Source organism: Plectonema radiosum NIES-515, from assembly GCF_025753815.1.
Taxonomy (GTDB): domain Bacteria; phylum Cyanobacteriota; class Cyanobacteriia; order Cyanobacteriales; family Nostocaceae; genus Hassallia; species Hassallia radiosum_A.
This window is the reverse complement of sequence record NZ_JAOWRF010000110.1, coordinates 1-23,813: the sequence shown is the minus strand read 5'-3', so window position 1 is coordinate 23,813 and position 23,813 is coordinate 1. Positions and strand designations below refer to the sequence as shown.

At 40.1% G+C, this 23,813-nt stretch carries 11 protein-coding genes; 4 read left to right on the top strand and 7 right to left on the bottom strand.

Features of this window, described 5'->3' with window-relative positions; all coding sequences use genetic code 11:
• Positions 1-19: 19 nt before the first annotated feature.
• From OGM63_RS07515 to OGM63_RS07485, 7 genes are all read right to left on the bottom strand, one after another.
• Complete coding sequence (locus tag OGM63_RS07515) at positions 20-1,285, bottom strand: glycosyltransferase (protein ID WP_263744885.1); 1,266 nt, start codon at positions 1,283-1,285, stop codon at positions 20-22.
• A gap of 969 nt (positions 1,286-2,254) precedes the next feature.
• Positions 2,255-3,451, bottom strand: a complete 1,197-nt coding sequence (locus OGM63_RS07510) for a glycosyltransferase family 2 protein (protein WP_263744884.1) — start codon at positions 3,449-3,451, stop codon at positions 2,255-2,257.
• A gap of 235 nt (positions 3,452-3,686) precedes the next feature.
• Positions 3,687-4,154: a DUF2141 domain-containing protein gene (locus tag OGM63_RS07505; protein ID WP_263744883.1), complete on the bottom strand. Its 468-nt coding sequence runs from the start codon at positions 4,152-4,154 to the stop codon at positions 3,687-3,689.
• A 257-nt stretch (positions 4,155-4,411) separates the two neighbouring features.
• Entirely contained in the window at positions 4,412-5,401 is a 990-nt protein-coding gene (locus OGM63_RS07500) for a glycosyltransferase family 2 protein (RefSeq protein ID WP_263744882.1), read from the bottom strand.
• A gap of 10 nt (positions 5,402-5,411) precedes the next feature.
• Positions 5,412-6,416, bottom strand: coding sequence for an NAD-dependent epimerase/dehydratase family protein (locus OGM63_RS07495; protein WP_263744881.1), 1,005 nt, complete (start codon positions 6,414-6,416; stop codon positions 5,412-5,414).
• A gap of 219 nt (positions 6,417-6,635) precedes the next feature.
• Entirely contained in the window at positions 6,636-7,883 is a 1,248-nt protein-coding gene (gene devC, locus OGM63_RS07490; RefSeq protein ID WP_318528420.1) for an ABC transporter permease DevC, read from the bottom strand.
• Between the two features lie 86 nt (positions 7,884-7,969).
• Positions 7,970-9,169, bottom strand: a complete 1,200-nt coding sequence (locus OGM63_RS07485) for an ABC exporter membrane fusion protein (protein ID WP_263744880.1) — start codon at positions 9,167-9,169, stop codon at positions 7,970-7,972.
• Between the two features lie 1,733 nt (positions 9,170-10,902).
• Here OGM63_RS07485 and OGM63_RS07480 point away from each other — a divergent pair.
• The 4 genes from OGM63_RS07480 to OGM63_RS07465 all read left to right on the top strand — a co-directional run bounded on the left by OGM63_RS07480 (position 10,903) and on the right by OGM63_RS07465 (position 23,641).
• A complete protein-coding gene (locus tag OGM63_RS07480) occupies positions 10,903-16,248 on the top strand; it encodes a type I polyketide synthase (protein WP_263744879.1) in 5,346 nt (1,781 codons plus the stop codon).
• A 505-nt stretch (positions 16,249-16,753) separates the two neighbouring features.
• Positions 16,754-18,487 (top strand): SDR family NAD(P)-dependent oxidoreductase, encoded by a 1,734-nt coding sequence (locus OGM63_RS07475; protein ID WP_263744878.1) that lies wholly within the window; start codon positions 16,754-16,756, stop codon positions 18,485-18,487.
• Positions 18,488-18,924: 437 nt separating this feature from the next.
• On the top strand, positions 18,925-20,292 hold the full coding sequence (locus OGM63_RS07470; RefSeq protein WP_263744877.1) for a beta-ketoacyl [acyl carrier protein] synthase domain-containing protein: 1,368 nt from the start codon (positions 18,925-18,927) through the stop codon (positions 20,290-20,292).
• Positions 20,285-23,641 (top strand): PfaB family protein, encoded by a 3,357-nt coding sequence (locus tag OGM63_RS07465; protein ID WP_263744876.1) that lies wholly within the window; start codon positions 20,285-20,287, stop codon positions 23,639-23,641. Before OGM63_RS07470 ends, OGM63_RS07465 begins: the two co-directional genes overlap by 8 nt.
• Positions 23,642-23,813: the final 172 nt, after the last annotated feature.

Genomic DNA, 23,813 nt, shown 5'->3' with positions numbered 1-23,813 from the left:
CCCCCTTGTCCCCCACTCCTTAGGCAGCCTTTACCTCAACGCGATTCGATGCTTGAACAACTTCATAGAGTTTATCTTCAAATTTTTGCGAACATGCAGACCAATCGAAATCAAGTATGGATGGGCGTGCCTGCCGTGTCAATTCTTCTTTGAAAGCCGGATTTTCCAGGATTGCAATTACCTTTTCGGCTAAATCTTCTGTGTCATTAGGTTCGGCTAGCAAACCGTTGACACCCGGAAATACTTGCTCTCTAGTTGAAGGTGCGTAGACTGCTACAACGGGGGTTCCGGAAGCTAAAGCTTCGTTAGTAGTGGTGCAGAAATTTTCTGTGACGGAGGGGTTGACAAATATGTCTGCTCGTGCAAACCAACCTAACAGTTCTTTTCCGTGGGACTCACCCCAGATGGTAACACCAGATTTAAACTTTTGAGCGCGTCTTTTGACTTCTTCATCAGCCGGACCACTACCAACGATGACCAGATGAACGTTAGGTATTTTAGCAGCAATGAGCGGAAATGCATCTAAAAGTTGAGTAACATTCTTTTCTGGGGTAATGCGTCCGACAAAAAGTAGCGTTGGGCGATCGTCGTCAGGAATCGGGTTATAAATAATGTTTTGGGGATGAAATTTTTCGCAATCGATACCTTGATAAGGTAAATATTCACTGCGTTGAGAATTCAAGCTTTGGTACTTTTTCAATTGTTCCCGCGAAGAAAAATAATTGACGTCATAAGCGTCACTCATTTGCTTAACCAAAGTGGGAAGAATTGGACGAAATAAGTTGAAAATTACATCTCCCAAGTAATATCGAATATAAGCAACGATATCGGTATGGAAAACAGATATGATTGGTGTGCCGGTTCGCTTTGCATATTCGGTTCCAATCGGACGACCGTAACCTTGCAAGAAAAGCGAGTAACATCCTCTCAATTGCGGTGCTTCTTCAACCACTACAATGTCAGGCTGGTATTTTTCCAACAACTCAGTATCACTCCAATACCGATTGTGCATCGGTTGCGGAAGAGACTTGTATAACATCAACGGTTGTGATGGAAATGCATAAGAAGAAAATTTCGGAAAAACTCTTAATTCTTCTAACCCAGCCATTGGACGGGAGCCAACATTTTTTGGGTACTTGTCGTTAAATTCTGGATGAATAAGAAAAACTTCGTGTCCTTGCTGTAACAACCAGCGAACTCGTTGGTGTACTGCAATGGAAACTCCTGTCAGGAAGGGAGCATACAATCCTGTCAACAGCGCAATGCGAAGCGGTTGCTTTTTCATAATTCCAATAAAGAAAGGGTATTTTTTATCAGAGAGAAACACGGTTCTATCGCTCTAATAAAAGTTGGACTTAGGATTTACGCATTGACACAGATTTAAAATTGTACAGAGTATTTATTCTCTGCTCCCCTGTAATCAGCGTTTCAGCGCTCAATAATTGAACACTAAAGTACTCACTACATTACAGAAAAACTTTCTCAAAAAACAGAAGCAGTACAGTTAAAACTGTAAATTACTTGTACTAATTATCTAACTTTAAGACTATTTGCACGATGAAACTGCATTTTAAACTGCAATTCTTACACACTATTGTCCCAGGAATAATTTGCTTGTTGCTTCTGAATAATATCGCTGATTTTGACATTTTTAATTACCTCGACGCAATTGATTTGCATTCGCTGAGATCATAGTGCAATACGGTTCAGTTAAGGATTTTTGGTATTGATTTCGGCATGTAGAGACGCGAAATTTCGCGTCTCTACAGAGGATTTCAGGCTTAACTGAACGGTATTGGATCATAGTGCGATATTCAGCGGTTTTGTTGTGAATACATCAACGGAAAAATTAGGAAAAGACTTTAACAACCATAAAATCCACCTACTTACAGCAATGTAAATGCCCAATAACAAAATGGTAGCCAATCCTGTAAAAATCGCTCTGCGAAAAGATTGCTTTTTCATAGAAGGAAATATTTGATAATAATGCTGCTTTTCGTGCGGATGGATTGAGGATTTACGCAGCAAATATTTGATGAAAATTCTGATGTATCTGCGCTAATAATCACAGATTAAGTAAATGAGTTACATGGGTAAAACCCGCTCTGAGACGTTCCGGCGGAACGTCTCTACGTGTATTTAATAACAACGCAATCTGCTGTAGATTTATAATTATCAATTATGCATTTACAAATAGGCTAACTTATGATTTTTTATTAGGCGTTTTCACGCCTATTTTAAGCTGAAGTGCTTACTACAAAGAAAGTTTACTTTCATCAGATTGATCGGAAAGTTGAGAAGGGTGGTATTTTACTAAGCGGATGTTCCAAGGTCCTTTCACTTCATAAGAAACGCCGCGCCAATTAACTGTTGATGTCCGCAAGGATGATAAGAATGCTAACCCATAAACCCATTGTGTTAGGGGAATTGCTATGAGCATTTTCAGGAGTGTGATAAGTGATAGTTTTGTCGTGGTATTATCTGGAAAATGAATTGCTTGGTGTACGCCTTTTTCTAATCCCAACATGAGAAAAAGTAAACCGATGGTATAGATAATGAAGCTGCTAAAGCACAAAGATGCTGCATCTGATTCTCCGCTCAAAAACGCCACTAAACCTAACAATATGACGAGAGTAGGAACTAAGATACTAGAAACAACATCACCAATCACTGCTGACCACAAAGGATGATAAAGTCGAGAAGAAAGTAGTTGGCGTTGCAGACTACTGAATAAGCTGGGTAAATCGCATTCTTCCCGATTCAACATCAAAGAAGGAACAAATTTAACTTGCATTTTCTGTTTTTTTAAAATTTTGCATAGCAGCTTATCTTCGTTTAATGCTTGTCCCCATTTATCTAGTAGTCCTGTTTCTCGGAATAGTTCTGTTTTTAGCGCTAAATTACCACCCCAAGGAATGCCGAAGAGGAACATTTGCACAACGGTGGATATGTTGCCTTGGTAGCGTACCATAGATCCCCAATAGTTACCTGTGGGTACGTACCAACGGTTGCCGGTTGTGACACCTATTTTGGGATGAGTCAGAGGAGTGACTAATTCACGCAGCCAGTTGGGATGGGCTATACTATGGGTGTCGATTAGGGCAATTACTTTGTAGGAATCGTCCAATTCAGAGATAGCTTGCACTAGGGAACTGCATTTGAGACTGCAATTGTGACGCAGCATTTTTAAAGGGCTGATTTGGACATTGGTTGCTGCTTGTTGGGTGATATCAGTAGCGATTTTCCAAGCTGGATCTTCGTAACTATCAACGACCAACTTTAAATCATAGTGTGGATAGTTCTGGTTTAAGAGCGATCGCAAACAATTAGACAAAAACGGATCGGCTCCGCGTAAGCAAAGAATTACCGCCGTTTTTGGCAACTGGTCATCTGCTAAGATGTTTTTGCTCTTTGAATGTAAGTAAAACAAAAAAGCAACGGCTAAAAACATCTGTATAGCTAGCCAACCCAGTAAAGATTTAGACAGGAATATCGTTATATCTATCATTAAATTTATCGTCCTCGGTTGATTTATGAAGCAAACAGTTGGTGTTAAGGAATTGGTGGGAAAAAATGGTATGTCTGTAGAGACGTAGCTAGCTTACGTCTCTACGAGGATTTGGGGTTTAACACCAAGGGTGTTGATTTATGAAGAAGAAGTCAGGACTCCTGACTCCTGACTTTTTTTATGGATCGAGTCCATATTTGATGTCTATGTTGACTGTGGTATTTTTCGATAGCGAAAAACTAGCTTTGCTAAACTTGGGAGTACCCGTTGTGATTGATACTGTGGGATTATTGGAAATGCCAAAGCCTTCTTTAGGGATGCCGAAAAAGTCTCTATTAAGTTTGCGATCGCCATTTTGGTCGTCAACTACAGCAATAGCATAATTTCCCGGCTTCAAGCCAGTAAATTGCTGTTTTATAGAACTTCCTGCAATTGATTTGCAAGCACTTTTGACAACATTCTTTGTATTTAAAGGAAATCCTTTTTCATTAGAGTAAATTCCTAAACAAATCTGACCTTTTTGATGTTTTATGCCATTCACTACTACAGTAAGTGTTGTAGTTGGTTGGGCATTTGCTGTTTTAGCAAAGCTGGTGCTGACTAAAATAGCGATTAACAAAGAACTAATTTTAGATAACTTCAACATCAGTTATCGCTCCTGAATAGGTAATTTTTGCAATTATTTTGTAGACTCATATCTTGCACCGAACGATTAAAATCGCGGCTAAGAGAACAAAGCCTGCCTACGCAGGCTACCAAACCCTTGATTTTCCGTAGTCCGCGCAGGCGGACTTGGTTTGTTTAGCCGCGACTTCTAGTCGTTAGGGCGGGCGTGCAAGATATGAGTAGAGGCACAATATGTTGTGCCTCATTGCTTTTCTTACAGGCAAACAAAAACCCCTATTAATTGAAAGTTTTTATTTGCTGTTTTGGGATTGAATATTTTCTCCAACGAATCCAAAACATTTGAGTGGCTTTTGCCAAATCTTTAATTAAAAAAGATTCATTTCCTCTCAATTTTTTGTATAAACTAACATGACAACATATTCGTTGATACAAATTCATGGGAAACAGCCATACGGAAAGAGTATATTCCCATAATATTCGCCAATGTGGAAATATTATTTGTCCTTCATTTGCCGAATCTAACCATACAGACCATGCGTAAAAATCAGGTATCATACTCGATGAGTATTGTGTATTGTTGTTAGTAAACGACAAATAATCGGGGAAAAACATACTCATTGATTGTTGCGGATGGATTCTGGCAAAAAACAGGCGATCGCCAATTTCATAAAACTTGCCAAGAATCCCCAGTCTTAACAAGAAAATTCCATCTGCAAGACCGTAACTTCCCATCGGGGGTGTTATTCTTAAAGCACTGGCACGTATTACCCCGTAACATTGATAGCATAAGTGCTTAGTCAGAAGTTCATGAAAACGCTCTTGGGGTTTCGCTGAATCTGTTTTCAGTTTTATATCATATGTGCGTAAGATATCACTGTTTTCGTCAATCAAATATGCTTGAGAGTGACACAAAATTATCGTCGGGTCTTTATCAAGTATTTCAATGCACCTAGCGAGAAAATCTGGAGCATGTAAATCATCATAAGCTGCCCACTTAAAATACTCCCCTGACGACAATTCAAACACTCGATTGAAGTTAGGAGCGCACCCAATATTTCTTTCGTTACGGTAATAACGGATGCGTTCATCTTGAGCAGCGTATGTTCTACAAATTTCCTCTGTCTTGTCTGTTGATGCGTTATCGCAAATAATTAACTCGAAATCAGCAAAAGTCTGAGCCAAAAGTGAATCTATCGCTTCAGTGAGAAATTTTTCCCCATTATATACAGGTAGCCCAATACTCAATCGCGGCTGATTTTTGCTCATAGGATTACGCTTATTTCACGATTTTTTGCAAATCCGTCTTTTCGATCCATTCTTGTGTGCGTCGCATTCCTTCTGCTAAGTCAATTGTTGGTTGATAATTTAACAGAGCTTGTGCTTTAGTAATCGAATAGGCATATGGACGACTCATAAAATCTATAGATTCCGGCAGAATATCTGGTTCTTTACGAAACAGTTTCTGTCCTTGACAGCGCAACTTGACAAATAATTTAATTTCATCTTTGGACATAGAAAAGGGTGCAGGTGCTTTGGCAATTTCTGCTAAATGCATGAAATAGTCTTTCCAAGAAGTTTCTTGTCCGTCAGTGATATTAAATATTTCTCCATGTGCTTCTTTTTCTATCGCTAAAAAGATGGCATGAATCAAGTTATCTAGATATACATGATTCATAATTCCCTGACCATCGTTTACGTAAGCAAATAGTTTTTGACGCATCAATAAAAGTGGTCGAACTATCCAAGGAATACTTCCCGGTCCATAAACTTCACCTGGTCTAATGATGATGATGCCAAAATCTGGGGAAGAATTTAGTTGTAAAAGTGCTGTTTCTGCTTCTATTTTTGTTTCGCAGTAGGCATTATTTTCGCCACAAAGGGGTCCATCTTCGGTCACGCGATCGGGATAGTTGAAGCCGTAAACTAAACCACTAGAAAGATGCACAAAGGTTTTAACACCAGCTTTTTTAGCAGATGAAGCTATGTTGACGGTTCCCTTAACATTTATCTCTCGAAAACGGTCGATCGCACCAGCTTCTTTGGCAAGTTCGGCTGTATGAAAAACTATGTCAACTTCTTCGCAAGCAGCTTCGGCAACAGCAGGATGATTAATATCACCTACCATCACCTCGACACCCAATTGTTGCACTTTTTTCAGGTTATCTGGAGAACTTTGTAGTCCCCGGACTTTCATTCCTTGCGCTATGGCTAGTTCAGCAGTACGCAAGCCGATAAATTGGTCAATACCGGTGATGAGGATGGTTTTGTTTTGGAGGTTCATTGTTAGTTGATGGTTGATGGTTGATGGTTGATGGTTGATAGTTGATGGGTGATGGTTGATGGTTGATAGATATTGTTAGGACTTAGGCAAAGGTTATGAAAAACGAACCGCACCAGATCGCAGAGGACACAGAGAAATAAGAGTTTGAGAGGTTTTTGCGTAAGTCCTACTTGTATTAACCACTACCCACTAACAACTACCCATTAACAACTATCCAATTTAAAAAATGTCTGCTGGGTCGGCAGAGCGGAGTTTATTAATTGCAAGTGTTCCTGAAGTAATACACATTAATACTGTTGATATCAATACAATTAGTGCATTATTCAAAGTCATCCTTATTGGCAAATTAGTAGCTTTCATTGCAAAGTCATATAACAATAACGAAAAAGCAAATCCCGGAATATAACTGAGAATTGCTAATATTAAAGCTTGTTGGAAAACTACAATTAATAAATAATTATTCGCATAACCTATAGCTTTTAAAGTGGCGTAAGCAACGAATTGAGTAGCAATATTACTGTAAAGAATTTGATAGACGATGACCACACCAACAACAGAAGCCATTGTTAGCATAAGGTTAAGGATAAAGCCAATTGGTGTTCTAATTGACCAATAATTTTTCTCAAAGTCAATAAAGCCTTGGTGAGTAAATATTTGGACATCTTCAGGTAATTCTGCTCGCAAATTTGCTAAAACTGCTTCTGCATCAACACCAGGTTTAAGGATAACAACACCCATATCTATCATTTCTGATGTCCGGCTATTTGGATCTATTCTGAAGAAAGTTGAGTCACTAACAAGTAAACTTCCATCTACTCCAAAGGAGGGACCAAGGCTGAATAAACCACCCACTCTAACTCTGTAACCAGTTAATGCATTAAAGGGAAATATTTCGATGATTTCTTCTTTGTCTGATTTCCCAAATAGTGTGGCGATCGGTCCAAATTCTGGACGAGAAAGTCGGTCAAAAAGTATCACGTCTGGAATTTTTAGTTTATCTAAATTTTGGTCAACTTCCGGTATATTCAAAACATTTCTACCTGGGTCGATCCCAATAACATATATTGAGTATTTCTCTGAGGTTTCGGGGTTTTTTAATTTAGCAAATTGTACATATATAGGGCTAACTGACTCTACACCATCAAATCCTAGTGCTTGATACAAGCGAGTGCGAGAAAAGCTTTGAGCCGAAGTCAAAGATTTATATTGAGAACTAACTAAAAATAAATCTCCTCGCAAACTTTGATGTACTGCGGTAGCACTTGAATAAAGTGCATCTTGGAATCCAAGTTGGACAAACATCAGCAGGATAATAAAAGCGATACCTGCTATAGCTACTAGAAAACGAACTTTTTGTTGAGCTAGCTGAAGCCATGCTAAAGGAATTTTGAATGCCATTATTATTTGTTGGTTGTTAATTGTTAGTTGTTGGTTGTTGGTTGTTAGTAGATAGTTGTTAGTGGACATTGGGCATTTTACTTTCCCTTTTTACCCTCTTCAAATTACCACTATCCACTAACTACTAACCACTATCTAGTAACCAATAACTAATGCTACATTTTTATAGCGACATCTACTTGTAAGTTGGTCAAACGAGCAACTCGTTTACTATCTGCTGGGTTGTCGAGACGAATTTTTACTTTAACTATTTTCCGGTCTGTATCCGATCCGGGATTGAGACTAAAGATGTTTTGTTTGTCAACTTGCCAACCAATTTCACTTACAGTTCCCTGTAATGCTTGAGAAATTGCGGGACTGGTAATGGTGGCTTTTTGACCGAGACGCACTTTTTGAATATCGGTTTGATAGACTTCTGCGACGACAAACATTTGCGATATTTTGCCTATTTCCGCAAATCCAGAAGTGCTGATTACTTCTCCGGTTCTGGCATGGATTTTCAAAATCTTTCCATCTATGGGAGATTTTATATAAGTTAAATCCATGTCTGCTTTTGCTTGAGCGATCGCAGTCATTGCACTTTTGACTTCGCTTTGTGCCAATTGCACATCTACAGGACGCACTTCTTTAATGCTTCCAAGTTTGGCTTTTTCCTGTTTTAGCTGGTCATTGAGAGTGTTGGTAGTGCGGTTGAGGGTAGCTTGAGCTTCTTGAAGTTGCTGTTGTACTGTCTTAAGTTGCAAAGTCTTGCTATCTAATACTGAAGCAGCGATCGCACCTTCTTTAAACAACTGCTGGTATCGATTGTTCTCAGTTTGAGCATTTTCTACCTGCGCTTGAATCCGAGCGATAGTTGCTTGTTGAGTTGCAACTTCTCCTTTTAATTGCGACTGTAAACTAGCGATCGCTGCTTTTTGAGCATCCACATCTCCTTCTTTTGCTCCTGCTCTTACCTGCCCTAATTTAGCTTGAGCAATTTGCAGTTTGTCTACAGACTGTTGCAAAGCTGATTTACTGCGAGCATAATCTTCTAGCAACGCTAATACTTGCCCCCTCTCAACCTGATCTCCTTCTTTCACTAACAGTTTTTCAACTCGCACACCATTAATTGAATGAGGAGCAGACAAATAAGTCACTTCACCTTCAGGTTCTATCCGTCCTAAGGCTGTAATAGCCACTCTCGCAGGGGCAGTTTTTGGGGGATTTACTGGGCTTTTAACTTTAGACTCAGACGCAAATCTTGAAGAACCATAGAAAAATGCTAGTCCGGTTGTTGCTGCAATCAAAGCTGCTAAAATTACTCCCCACCGAGCTTGAGGTTTTTTAAATAAGTGCCTTTCTTTGTCTACTGACATATTTTCATCCCAATTTTGCTACGCCAGAGAGTAGCCTAAATGGCTACATTAATTAATTGAAATCGACTTGTCAACAAAGGAGTTTGGAGTTGTAGAGACGCGAAATTTCGCGTCTCTACAGGAGTTAGGAGTTTATTGTTGAACTTTGTGCAAAAACGCCGATGAATAAATTGGTTTAAGACCCCACCTAATTAAATTCTCAATTCAGAAGGACTGACCTCTTCATGCATTGTTGTATACCTAGGGACGTATATAGTAGTTCATTATCACGCATTGCATTTGCCATTAAGTAGTATATTGGCGGCAAAATTAAGAAGAGCGTTATCGCCAAGTCTCCTAAATATCCTAAGTTTGTATTAGATAAAAAAATGTGCCTAAAAGCGCGATTGTGTTACCAAAAAATCTAAATATCAATCAGAGCGAAGCGCCAATGAAATCACTTGGATAAAAGTAAAAAATTACAAACTTGTTTTTCAGTCTTGCAAAATTTATTGATTTTGTCAACTTAATTATTCTCTATAACCCTCAAATTAAAATGTCGTCGAAAATACTAAACGGATTTTTTGCAGTCTTCATTTAATGACAATAAATATTTAATATTGATTATTGGCAGATATAAATATTCGGCTTGATTTTCCCATTGTAATTGATTCATCAAATTCTCGATATCCAATAGCCGTCCCAGGTTCGGATAAGAAAATTCGATAAACCAAAAACCCTGTAGAGACGCTCTTTGTATCGCGTCTCTACATGCCCTAAATCACCACGAAAAATCCTTAAGCTAACCGTATTGATAGCTGTCCTAGAAATATAGCAATTCTTCAGAAATATTATGTTTATTGTGTACTATCAATAAATTCATAATTGTTTGATAAATAACTTTTTTAATTTGGAAGTTTATTTTTGTTTAAAATTGAGACTTTATTATGATGTTGTTTTGAAAAAATCGACTGGTGAGGATGCATGTTCTGGGTGTATTTATTGAATGTTTATATTAATTTACGAAAATTTGTTATTTATTTTTTAATCTAGATAAAATAGACGTAGAACCCAAAAATGACAGAATTATCTGATTATCAATAACAGTTGTAAATTATACTTATGTACTCTATTCTGTTCAAAATTCACATCAGGAAAAATCTATTTATTTCCTAAAATTATTCAAAACGAACTATTCAGTTAATCGAAGCTGTGCTAGTGTTTGTATTAATTCAAATGCTTCAAAGGGGTGAGGCGCATAAGTTACTTTCTGGAAATATCAAAAGTAATAATGACTAATAAAAGCCTCATTGTCATCATAGAAGCGATAGTTTTATTGTTTTTCCGAGTCTTACATAAATTACGATTAAAGGTGATGTTTTTTGTAACGTAATTGTCAACTTTTTGAAGGCGAGTTCTATAAAATGTATTATCCGGGACGTTGAAACTGGCTATGACACAATACCGTTCAGTTAAGCCCCAAATCCTCGTAGAGACGTAGCATTGCTACGTCTCTACATACATACGATTTTTTCCACCAATTCCTTAACACCTTAGAAGAGATATAGGAATCCGGTTTGATTTTTGAAAAGATACGTAGGGTGCGTTAGCGTTACGAATTTCATCAATGGTGCACCCTACAATACCTAATTTTGTTCAAAAATCAAATAATAGTCCTACAGTTCCTGCATTGGTAGGCAATAGAAATTGCTGTAGCTTCACACTCCACAGTACTAAGAATCAGGCTACCTCTTATGTCTGCTTATTCAATTGATACTGCACTTCAGCAGTTGAAAGACCAGATAAACAATTGCGAACGAGCCGTGCTTAAGGTTATAGAGGAGAAAAAAATGAAGTCGGAAAAACAAATGTCAATTAACAAAATTAACAGACAACTTCAACACAATCCTATAGCCATTATTGGCATGGCTTCTCTTTTTCCGCAATCGAGAAATTTACAAGAATACTGGGATAATATTGTTAACAAAATTGACTGTATTACCGATGTGCCTGCCTCCCACTGGAACATAGACGAATACTATGACCCAGACCCCAGAACAACTAAAGATAAAACCTACTGCAAACGAGGCGGATTCATTCCTGAAGTTGATTTTAACCCGATGGAATTCGGACTACCTCCTAACATTTTAGAAGTCACAGATGTTTCTCAATTACTAAGTTTAGTCGTTGCCAAAGAAGCAATGCAAGATGCTAATTACAACGAACTTCGCGAGTTTAATCGCGAGAATGTTGGTGTAGTTTTAGGCGTCGCACAAGGCGGACAATTAGCAATGCCGCTAGCAGCGCGGTTGCAATATCCAGTCTGGGAAAAAGTATTAAAAAGCAGCGGTTTATCTGATGAAGATACTCAAAAAATCGTCGATAAAATAAAAAGCGCTTATATAAATTGGAACGAAAATGCCTTTCCCGGCATGTTAGGTAATGTAGTCGCCGGCAGAATTGCCAACCGTCTCAACTTTGGCGGGATAAATTGCGTAGTTGATGCTGCTTGTGCGAGTTCATTTGGTGCTTTAAAACTAGCAATTAGCGAGTTAACAGAACATCGCAGCGACATGATGCTAACTGGTGGAGTTGACCTAGATAACTCCGTCATGGCTTATATATCTTTCAGCAAAACACCGGCGGTTTCTCCTGGTGATAAAGTCAAACCTTTCGATGCTAAATCGGATGGAATGATGCTAGGTGAAGGTATCGGGATGATTTTGCTCAAACGGCTGGAAGATGCTGAACGAGACAATGACAAAATCTATGCAGTCATTAAAGGTATCGGCACATCCAGCGATGGACGGTATAAAAGCATCTATGCACCGCGCTTGGAAGGGCAGGTAAAAGCCTTAGAACGTGCTTATGAAGATGCCGGCTTTGCACCCGAAAGTATCGGTTTGGTGGAAGCGCACGGCACTGGTACAATGGCAGGCGACCCCACCGAATTCTCATCGTTGAGAGAGTTTTTTAGTCAAGACAAAAAACAGCATATCGCTCTTGGGAGTGTGAAGTCGCAAATTGGACATACCAAAGCGGCAGCGGGTGCGGCAAGTATAATTAAAACGGCTTTGGCGCTACATCACAAGATATTGCCCCCGACAATCAACATTACCGAACCGAACCCGAAACTAAATATCAAAAATTCGGCGTTCTATTTGAATACCGAAACTAGACCTTGGATTCGGGCAGAAGGTGAACCCCCAAGACGTGCGGGTGTCAGTTCTTTCGGCTTTGGTGGGACTAATTATCACGTTGTTTTAGAAGAACATACTGCCGAGCACAATCGCGCTTACCGCGTACACAATACCCCTAGTGAGGTGGTGCTGTTTGGGGAAACTCACGCGCAATTGGTGAGTAAATGTGAAGAGATTTTAAGTCAGTTGGGCTTACCTGATGCCGACAAGCATTATGCTGCATTAATTGAAGAGTGCAAATCTACAGAAATTCCTTTAAATGCGCCTAGAATCGGATTTGTTGTTGATTCCATAACTCAAGCTGCCAAATTCCTACAAATTAGTCTCGATTGTTTGAGAAATCGCGCTTCATCTGCATCTTGGGAACATCCCCAAGGAGTATATTACCGCGCCTCTGGTCTTAACCTCAAAGGCAAAGTCGTCTCTCTATTCTCTGGGCAAGGTTCGCAATACCTAGAAATGGGTCGAGAACTGGCAATGAATTTCCCCAGTTTGCGGTGTCTTTATGGCTACATGGATAGCCTGTTACTCAAAGACAACTTGCAGCCACTTTCAGAAATCGTGTTTCCTCAACCTGTATTTGAGGAATCAGAGAAAAATGCTCAAGTTGCGGCATTGCAACGCACAGAATATGCTCAACCAGCAATTGGGGTGTTGAGCGCGGGGCTGTATAAAATCTTGCAACAAGCTGGCTTTGAGTCAGATTTCGTTGCCGGACACAGCTTTGGAGAACTCACCGCTTTGTGGGCTGCGGGGGTTGTGAGTGAGGAAGACTACTTATATCTAGTAAAAGCTAGAGGACAGGCAATGGCGGCTCCCCAAGACCCCGATCGTGATGCGGGAGCGATGCTGGCTGTCAAAGAAGATATCAGTAAGGTGGAAGCTGTTTTAAAGCACTTTCCCCAAGTGACGATCGCTAATCAAAATTCCCCCAATCAAGTTGTTTTAGCTGGACTAACGACCGAAATCAACAAGGTGCGGCAAGCTTTGCAGGAAAAAGGATACGCGGCTGTTTTGCTACCTGTTTCTGCCGCTTTCCACACACCACTGATTGCTTTTGCTCAAAAATCCTTTGCGATCGCTAGCAAAACTGTCAGCTTCCACAGTCCGCAAATACCTGTTTTCACGAATGTGACAGGTCAGCTGTATCCCTCAGAACCCCAAGCAATTCACCAAATTTTAGAATCTCACCTCAGCAAATCGGTGCTGTTTAAGCAGGAGATTGAAAATATCTATGCTGCCGGTGGTTACTGCTTTGTGGAATTTGGACCGAGGAGAATTCTTTCTAACTTGGTAAAAGATATTTTAGGCGATCGCCCACATTTAGCGATCGCTTTGAATCCCAGCGCTCAAAAAGATAGCGATCGTTCTTTGCGAGAAGCTGTAGTACAGTTGCGTGTCGCTGGTTTACCTCTGAAAAACCTCGACCCCTACCAACTTACTCCCGAAGTTCCCCCTGAGCCGAAAAACAAAGCGCTAATTGTCCGTTTAAACGGCACTAACTATCGCTCTGAAAAAACGAAAAACGCCTTTGCTACAGCTTTGCAAGACGGACATCAAGTAACATTACCCGTCAGCCAATCTTTATATAATGCGGTTGTCGTTCCCGTCTTTACCACTGAAGAAAAGGTGGAAGTGACTACTCCCACACCAGATGTCATCAAAAGCAACGGACACAACAAAAACGCCGTTCTCAGTGATATTACCACTGTAGAAACTCCTGAGATTCAAAGAGCGCCATCTCATCCATCAGTTCTGGAGTCGCATATGCCTAACTCACCAGAAAAACCTTTAAATTACCAACAGGTTTTAGAAAGTTTAGAGTTCCTCCTGACACAGTTTCAACAAAATCAAAGCGAAAATTTACAAGTTCACGGAACTTATCTAAATCATCAGATGGAATATGCGAAAACATTTTTCCAACTGATGCAGCAGCAGAATTCTGTGTTTGCTGGTAACTCTTCACAGTCAGCGTCGGAACTTCTACCAGTTCTCAAAGCTAGTTTAGAGCGTAGCATGATGCAGTTTCACTCTCAACAAGGTGAAACCCTACGCATTCATGAGCAGTATCTCAAGGAACAGGTAGAGTATACCAAGAGCTTTTTCCAACTCATACAGCAAGAGTATGCACAGTTAGTTTCTGGGGGAATGGAGACTGAAGTTAGGATCAATCCGCAACCTGTCGTGGAAGCACCCGCAGTCAAGGTAGTAGAAACACTGCCGCAACCTGTAATTGAAGCACCCGTAGCCAAGGTTGTAGAAACACTGCCGCAACCTGTAGTTGAAGCACCCGTAGCCAAGGTTGTAGAAACACTGCCACAGCCTGTAGTTGAAGCACCCGTTGTTATTATCCCGGTAACACCACCACCAACTGTAGTCGAAGCACCCATTGTTATTATCCCGGTAACACCACCACCAACTGTAGTCGAAGCACCCGCAGTCAAAGTTAATGTAGCAATCAGCACAGAAACTACATTAGCAACTACTTCTGATGCGACGATAAATTTGACTGAGTTGGGTAACAACCTTTTAGCCATTACCAGCGATAAAACAGGCTACCCAGTCGAGATGCTGGAAATGGAAATGGATATGGAGGCTGACTTAGGAATTGACTCGATTAAGCGGGTAGAAATCCTCGGTGGGTTGCAGGAAATGTATCCTGATTTGCCTAAGCCAAATCTTGAGGAACTGGCAGAAAAACGCACTATCGGTCAAATTGTCGAATATCTGCAATCTCACGCTTCGCAAAAAGTTTCCGTAGAAATAGCTATTCAAGAAGTACCAACAGCTACGGAAGTTCCGGCAGTGGTTATTACTGAACCAGTAGTTACGGAAATCGAGACAACAGAAACAATCGATGCATCACCAGTTAGTGAGATTGCAGACTTGGGTGCAACTTTGTTAGCAATCACCAGTGATAAGACCGGCTATCCAGTAGAGATGTTAGAACTCGACATGGATATGGAAGCGGACTTGGGGATTGACTCAATCAAACGGGTAGAAATCTTGGGAGCGATGCAAGAGATGTATCCCGATTTACCCAAGCCGAATGTAGAGGAATTGGGAGATTTACGCACCATCGGTCAAATTGTCGATTATCTCCAGAAGCTGGTTGGAGGTGAAAAAAAAAAGTTTCAGTATGAGTCAGACGAAGAATTAGACAACGTTAAACATAATGTGCAACGTCGTCCCGTCCAACTCAAAATTCTGCCCCCACCTGATTCTTTAGACTTCGATTTACCAGAGGGACACATCTGTTTAATTACCGATGATGGTTCCCTCACTACTTCTCAAGTGGCTGAATTACTGACAGATAAAGGCTGGAAAGTGGTTGTTTTAAGTTTCCCTCAATCGGTTGTTTTCCAAACATCGGATTTACCAGCAGGAGTGATTAATGTCAAGTTGTTGGATTTAACCGAGGAACATTTGCAACAACAATTGAGTGCGATCGCACTTAATTATGGCACGATTGGAGCCTTCATCCATCTCAATCCAGCCTTTCAAGTCAGCCACAACGGGAGAATTCCTTATCTTGCAGAAGAAAAGGCGATCGTTAAACATGTTTTTCTGATAGCAAAACATCTGAAAAAATCTCTGAATGAAGCCGCACGTTCTGGACGCAGTTTGTTCTGCACCACTGCGCGTCTTGATGGAGCATTTGGGCTGGAACACAAAGTAAATTATGGTCCCATTAGTGCCGGTTTATTTGGATTAACTAAAACCTTGAAATGGGAATGGCAAAAAGTATTTTGTAGAGCGATTGACTTACATCCAGCTATTAACGCTCAAGAGTCAGCACAACATATTATTGCCGAGCTTCACGACCCGAATAATTGTATTAGTGAAGTTGGATATGGTTCGCAGGGTAGAGTAACTATCGTCAGCGTCGCGAATTGTTAGTGGTTGGTAGGGGTGGGGTTATTTAATTCTTCACCATACCCGCCCGGAAATCAATTTCCAGGCTAATAAGAAAAGTCGGTTAAAATCGATATCTTGCACCAATCCCAATTAGCACCATAAACCGCCAGGAAATAAATTTCCAGGCTAATAGCTAAAGTCAGTTAAAACTGACTGAAAGCCTTACTCAGTCGTCTTTATACGAATGAGCGCTATTAGCCTCAGAATTGATTCTGAGGCGGTTGTTGCAACTGATGCAAGATGTTAGTTAAAACCGACTCAAAATGAAATTCAGTCCGTTTTAACGGACTTACGCTATAAGCCCTGAGTTTTAACTCTGGGCGGGTCTGGATGCTAATTGAGAATGGTGCAAGATGTTAGTTAAAACCGACTAAAAATTAAATTCAGTCCGTTTTAACTGACTTACGCTATGAGCCTGAAAATTTATTTACTGGCGGATTAAGCAGATTACAGATAATTAAATAGCTTTGCAACTAACAGGAAATTTATGACAACACAAACACAAAATTCTACAACATCAGTTTTTCTAGTTAGTGGTGGGGCAAGGGGGATTACAGCGCAGTGTGTTATTAAATTGGCACAGCATCAATCTGGGAAGTTTATATTACTTGGTCGGAGTGCGATCGCGCAATTTGAACCTGACTTTGCTCAGGGTTGTTTTGAAGAACCTGTACTGAAAAAACGCATCATGGAAAATATTCTTTCTCAAGGAGAGAAGCCTACACCCATGAGTGTACTAAAGGTGTATAACAGCATTATTTCTAGCAGGGAAATTAAAGAGACAATTTCCAGCATTGAAAAGGCAGGAAGCACGGCAGAATATATCAGCGTCGATGTTACAGACCCCATCGCCTTAAGCGAGAAAATCACCGCTGTTGTCAAGCGTACAGGTGCTATTACAGGCATTATACATGGCGCTGGTAACTTAGCTGATAAGTTAATTGAAAAGAAAACTGAGCAGGATTTTGAAAAGGTTTATACAGCAAAAGTTAAGGGGTTGGAAAATCTTTTAGCTTGCGTACATCCTAGTCAACTGCAACATTTAGTCTTGTTTTCTTCCGTAGCTGGTTTTTATGGGAATATTGGACAAACTGATTATGCGATCGCTAACGAAATTCTCAACAAATCGGCTCATCTAATTAAACAAAAATATCCCGCTTGTCATGTCGTCGCTATCAACTGGGGTGGTTGGGATAGCGGAATGGTGACACCAGAATTGAAAAAAGCCTTTGCCGAAAGAGGAATTGATATTATTCCCGTAGAAGTCGGCACGAAAATGTTAGTTAAAGAACTCAATGCTGTTAATCGCGCTACCGCACAAGTTATCATCGGTAGTCCAATTACTCCACCACCCGCAGAGTTAGATTCCGAACTAAAAACTTATCGAATTCGTCGCAAAATGACACTAGAAGCTAATCCCTTTTTAGTGGATCATACAATAGCTGGTTCTCAAGTTTTGCCAGCAACTTGCGCGATGTCATGGATGATTAACGCTTGTGAAGAACTGTATCCTGGTTACACATATAACAATTGCCGAGAATTCAAAGTATTGAAAGGAATTACTTTCAATCAAACCTTGGCTAGTGAACATATTCTAGAACTGCAAGAACTTGCTAAAGTTGGTTCTCAAAGTATCGAATTTCAAGCTACAATTTGGAGTAAAACTCCCCAAGGAAAAACTCATTATCATTTCAAAGCCTTCGTTACCCTTCTGCGAGAAATGCCAGACGTTCCTATCTATGAGGGACTTAATCTAGAAGAAGATAACATCATCACCACCACTGGTAAAGCATTTTATCAAAATGGAGATTCCACTTTATTTCATGGACCAGCCTTTCAGCAAATCACCAGAGTTTTAAACATCAATTCCAAAAAAATTACTGTAGAATGTCTTTGGGAAAACATCACAGAACAACAACAAGGACAATTTCCAGTTCGCTGGCACAATCCTTACACAACTGACTTGAGTACACAATCCTTATGGATTTGGTTAAGCCATTTACATCAAGAAGTTTGTTTACCCGGACAGTTAACTCATTCCGAACAATTTGCAGTCACACCATGCAACGAACCATTTTATGTTTCGTGCGAAATCGAAGGAAAAACACAAACCGGCGTAACAGCCAATTTCATTTTACACAGTCGTCAAGGAGAAATTTACTCACGCATTATGGGAGCAAAAGCCGTAATTTGGCCCATGCAATTATCCAAGCGTAAGTAATTTTAGCGCTTTAGCGCTCACTACGAATTCCTCTTTCTCTGCGTTCTCTGCGTCTCTGCGGTTTGTAAATAAATATTTCTTAAGTGGAAAACGAGTAACATTACTTCCAATCCGACACGTAAATCCTGATAAATCCTTTTCAGTTTGGGGAATAGCGTAAATCCTTTCAAGTTCCGGGAGTACTAATACCAAGTCACATAAACGTAAAAAAGTCATCCTCAGCAAGTAAAGCATACACGCTTTGCTGAGAATGACATCTTTACTCGCAACTTGGTATAAGACAATTCAAAATTGGGCATTGCATATTTACAAGATGATTTTGCCGTGTTGTAAAGACGTTCCAGCGGAACGTCTCTACGATTCATCTCATAGTTATGCAACGTCAAATTTGAATTGATATCTCCCCCTTTTGCTAAACCCAAACGAGGATATCATCAGTGGAGAAAATCGCCATAATTGGCTTATCATGCCTTTTTCCTGGGGCTAAAAACCCAGAAGAATTTTGGCATAATCTTAACGAACAGAAAGATTCAATATCACCTGTAACTATTGAGGATATCGGAGTAGATCCGGCAATCTTTTACGACCCAGTAAAAGGGAAACCCGAAACAATCTATAACCTCAATGGAGGATTTGTCCGTAACTTTAAATTTGAGCCTACTGAATATAATTTACCACCCGAACTACTTGCTAGTTTGGATAACACTTTTCAATGGTCGCTCTACGCTGCTAAACAAGCGATTCAGCAAAGTGGTTATTTGGGTAATCAAGCTGTACTTTCCAAATGTGGCGTAATTTTAGGTACTTTATCATTACCTACCAAAGCTTCTAATCAATTGTTTGCTCCTATTTATCAGCAAACAATACAACCAGCAATTCAGGAACTTTTGCAAGATAAAGACTTCCATTTGCCTTCTTTAGCGACATCGATCAAAGCGTCTTCTTATAACGCTATGATATCAGGCTTTCCAGCAGCGATGATTGCTCAAGCTCTAACTTTATCGAATATTCATTTTTGCTTAGACGCAGCTTGTTCTTCACCTTTATATGCGATTAAACTGGCATCTCATTATTTGCGATCGCATAAAGCCGACTTGATGATAGCTGGGGGAATTAGTTCTTCCGACCCGCTCTTTTTGCGAATGTTTTTTTCTGGTATCCAAGGATATCCCGAAAATGACATCAGCCGTCCTTTAGATAACACATCCAGAGGGCTAATTACCGCCGAAGGGATAGGAATGTTTGTCTTAAAAAAACATAGTGATGCTATCAGAGATGGCGATAACATTTTAGCGACAATCTGCGGCATTGGACTCTCGAATGATGGTAGGGGCAAGCATCTTTTAAGTCCTAATTCTCAAGGACAAATAATCGCTTTTGAGCGAGCATATACTGAAGCTGAACTCAGCCCTAAAGATATCGATTACATGGAGTGCCATGCTACCGGCACACTATTAGGAGATAGCACCGAATTTAACTCTGTCGAAACATTTTTTGGTGAACATCAAGCAACACCTTTAGTAGGTTCTGTCAAGGCAAATGTCGGACACCTGCTAGTTGCTGCTGCTTCGGTGAGCTTAATGAAAGTCATTTTGAGCATGTGTGGAAATATCATTCCCGCAACCATTAATGTCACCGATCCTATCGGCTCTGATGACAATGTAATTGCACCTAAAACAATTGTTAAAAATGCCACTAAATGGCGCAGCAAAGCATCAGTTAAACGTGCAGCTATAAGTGCTTTTGGGTTTGGTGGAACTAACGCTCATTTAATTCTGGAAAGAGGGGAAAAAGAAAATGACTGAACAATCTGCAAAAATTGCCCTTGTTGGTATGGATGCCTTTTTTGGTGAGTGTAATGGATTAGATGCTTTTGAACGTAGCATTTATGACGGAACACAGCATTTTATTGCTTTACCACCGAAAAGATGGCAAGGTATCGAAGAGCAAGAAAACGTACTTAAAAACTACGATTTACCAGAAGGCAAAGCACCTGTAGGAGCATACATTAAAGATTTTGAAATCGATACTTTAGCTTACAAAATTCCCCCAAATGAAGTAGAAAAGTTAAATCCGCAACAATTATTACTGCTAAAAGTTGCCGATCGCGCTTTGAAAGATGCAGGAATTAAAGAAGGTGAAAATGTCGCAGTAATTATTGCTGCTGAAACCGAACTTTCTGTTCATCAGTTACAGCAACGGTGGGATTTCTCCTGGCAAATAAAAGATGGTTTAAACGCTGGAGAAATTTCCTTACCCAGCGAAAAAGTCACTCAATTAGAAACAATTGTTAAAGACGGACTTCACCATCAAGTAGAAATTGGTGAATATCTCAGTTACATTGGTAACATCATGGCAAGTCGGGTTTCTTCGCTGTGGAATTTTAACGGTCCTTCCTTCACCATCACAGCAGTAGAAAATTCCGCCCTCAAGGCGTTGGAAGTCGCAGAAATGCTACTTATCTCCGGGGAAGTTGATGCTGTGCTAGTCGGCGCTGTAGACTTAGCTGGCGGTGTGGAAAATGTATTATTGCGGAGCCAATTAGCTAAAATTAATACAGGTGTCCCGACTTTAAGTTATGACCAAAAAGCCGACGGCTGGATGGTTGGTGAAGGTGCGGGAGCAGTTGTCCTCAAGCGTCACGACACCGCGTTAGAAAAAGGGGAACGTATATATGCAGTCATTGATGCTCTTAGCTTCGGACAAGGGTATCATACTGGAACTGAACTAAATAGCGGTATAGTCACCGCAGATACAGAAACTGTCAACTCTGTCTGCAAACAAGCTTTTCAGATTGCAGATATTGAACCGAAAGAGATTAGCTACCTAGAAGTGTACGGTAGTGGTGTTCCCCAGGAAGACGAAGCGGAAATTGCTGGGTTACTCCAAGCTTATCCAGCGACTGGGGATGGATTAGATTGTGCGATTGGCAGTGTTAAAGCTAACATCGGTCATACCTTTGTCGCTTCGGGAATCGCTAGCCTGATAAAAACCGCTTTGTGTCTGTATCACAGATATATTCCTGGATGTCCGAAATGGTCTGGGGTGAAAACGCCGCAAGTTTGGCAAGGTAGTCCTTTTTACGTCGCTACCGAATCTAGACCTTGGTTTCTCGGTAAAGATAGCACCCGGAGAGTTGCCGCAATTAACAGCATGGGCATAGATGGGACATTTGCCCACGTCATCTTGTCGGAACAACCGAACCAGAAGGAACGTGATAGCACATATTTGCAACAAACGCCATTTTATTTGTTTCCAATTGCCGCAAGCGATCGCACGGAATTATTACAACATCTCACTACTCTTCAACAAAGCATCGAAAAGTCTACTTCTCTCTCAATTACTGCTAGCGATACTTTTAATGCTTTTAAGCAGAATCCTGATGCAAAATATGCTCTCTCCATTCTCGGACGTAACAAAAAAGAATTAACCAGAGAAATCGAATCTGCCCGCAAAGGTGTAAATAATGCCTTTGAAAAAGATATCGATTGGCTAACACCTATTGGTAGTTATTTTACAGCTAAACCATTAGGTAAACAAGGCGGTATTGCCTATGTTTATCCAGCAGCAGTTAACGCTTATGTTGGTCTGGGTCGGAATTTATTTCGCTTATTTCCGAAAGTCCACAATGACGAGATTGTTCAAAGTCTTTACAAGCGTGCTGCTGACGTTGAGAAACTGGTATTTCCGAGAAGCTTGAATAAGTTGACAACCAGACAATTAGAAACTCTGGAAAAGCAACTTTTAGATGATTCTTTGGCATTATTTGAAGCAGAAATGCTGCATACCAGACTCACCACAACAATCATCCAAGACGATTTTCAAATCAAGCCAAAATTTGTCTTTGGATATAGTTTGGGTGAAACTAGTATGATGGTTGCTCAAGGAATTTGGAGCAATTTTTACCAAGGAAGTAACAACTTTAACTCATCTCCTTTGTTTGGTGAGAGATTATCTGGTGCAAAAAACGCTGTTCGTGAATATTGGGGATTACCAAAAGCAGTATCAAACGATAACAACTTTTGGAGTAACTATGTTTTGATAGCATCAGCATCTCAAGTTGAAGAGTGTATTAAAAATGAGAATCGCGTTTACTTAACTCAGATTAATACACCAGAAGAAGTTGTGATTGCTGGTGAAACAGCAGCTTGTGAGAGAGTAATTAAAACTTTGGGTTGCGATGCTTTCCGCGCTCCCTTCGACCACGTAATACATTGCGAACCGATGCAATCGGAGTACGAAGAACTAGTTAAAGTTAACACATTAACGACAAGTAAAAAGCTTCCTGATGCTACTTTTTACTCAGCATTGGAGCATAAACCGATTGTACTTGAAAGTAATGCGATCGCTCACAGTGTCGCCAAAGTTCTTTGTTCACAACTTGATTTTCTCCAATTAGTTAATCAAGTTTACTCCGATGGAGCGAAAATATTTATCGAAGCGGGTGCGGGTAGTGTTTGTTCTCGGTGGATTGACAAAATTCTCGATGGTAAAGAACATCTCACCGTATCCCTCAATCGAAGAGGTGTAGATGACCATACATCCTTTGTCAAAGCATTAGCCAAACTCGTCAGCCATCGAGTAGAACTCGACTTATCACCACTTTACATTCAGGCAAAAGAAACTACAAGACCAGGTTTACCAACAATCAGAAATATCACCTTAGGTGGTAAACCAATTGTTTCTACAATCCTGAGTGAAGAAAACCGGAAAATTTTCCAAAATCAAGCTCAGAAAAAAGTGGTGAAAAGTGTTCCCACCCAGCAACAAACTAGAGAAATGATAAATTCTCTCAAAGCTGGTAGCAAAGACAACAATATTCCGCAATTTCAAACAAAACAAGAGGAAGTTCCTATGAAAAATATCATTGATAACAGTTTTCAGCCTAGAGAAATATCACAATCTTATAAGTCTACCGCTACGAAAGAGAGAATTACTCAATCGATTCCTCGTCCATCCGTTACAACTGAGATAAATCACACAGTAAATCTAACTGATTTACATAATTCTCAGTATCAAAAATTGAGTAACAACAATTCAAGCATTACAAAAACCCACACCGCGTTTCTACAAGCTAGACAGGAATTTAGCCAGCAAATGAGTGAAATAATTCAATTACAGTTAGCCTGCGTCGAAAATTTGTTGAATCAATAAAGGAAATTACAGTAGAGACGTTCCACCGGAACGTCTCTCAATATTGAGACGTTTCACCGAATAGAGACGTTTCACCGAATAGAGACGTTTCACCGAATAGAGACGTTTCACCGAATAGAGACGTTTCACCGAATAGAGACGTTTCACCGAATAGAGACGTTTCACCGAATAG

Excerpts from the sequence above, each read along its gene's own strand:
- OGM63_RS07515 (WP_263744885.1), bottom strand. The coding sequence starts at position 1,285 with ATGAAAAAGCAACCGCTTCGCATTGCGCTGTTGACAGGATTGTATGCT.
- OGM63_RS07510 (WP_263744884.1), bottom strand. The coding sequence starts at position 3,451 with ATGTTTTTAGCCGTTGCTTTTTTGTTTTACTTACATTCAAAGAGCAAA.
- OGM63_RS07505 (WP_263744883.1), bottom strand. The coding sequence starts at position 4,154 with ATGTTGAAGTTATCTAAAATTAGTTCTTTGTTAATCGCTATTTTAGTC.
- OGM63_RS07500 (WP_263744882.1), bottom strand. The coding sequence starts at position 5,401 with ATGAGCAAAAATCAGCCGCGATTGAGTATTGGGCTACCTGTATATAAT.
- OGM63_RS07495 (WP_263744881.1), bottom strand. The coding sequence starts at position 6,416 with ATGAACCTCCAAAACAAAACCATCCTCATCACCGGTATTGACCAATTT.
- devC (WP_318528420.1), bottom strand. The coding sequence starts at position 7,883 with ATGTCCACTAACAACTATCTACTAACAACCAACAACCAACAACTAACA.
- OGM63_RS07485 (WP_263744880.1), bottom strand. The coding sequence starts at position 9,169 with ATGTCAGTAGACAAAGAAAGGCACTTATTTAAAAAACCTCAAGCTCGG.
- OGM63_RS07480 (WP_263744879.1), top strand. The coding sequence starts at position 10,903 with ATGTCTGCTTATTCAATTGATACTGCACTTCAGCAGTTGAAAGACCAG.
- OGM63_RS07475 (WP_263744878.1), top strand. The coding sequence starts at position 16,754 with ATGACAACACAAACACAAAATTCTACAACATCAGTTTTTCTAGTTAGT.
- OGM63_RS07465 (WP_263744876.1), top strand. The coding sequence starts at position 20,285 with ATGACTGAACAATCTGCAAAAATTGCCCTTGTTGGTATGGATGCCTTT.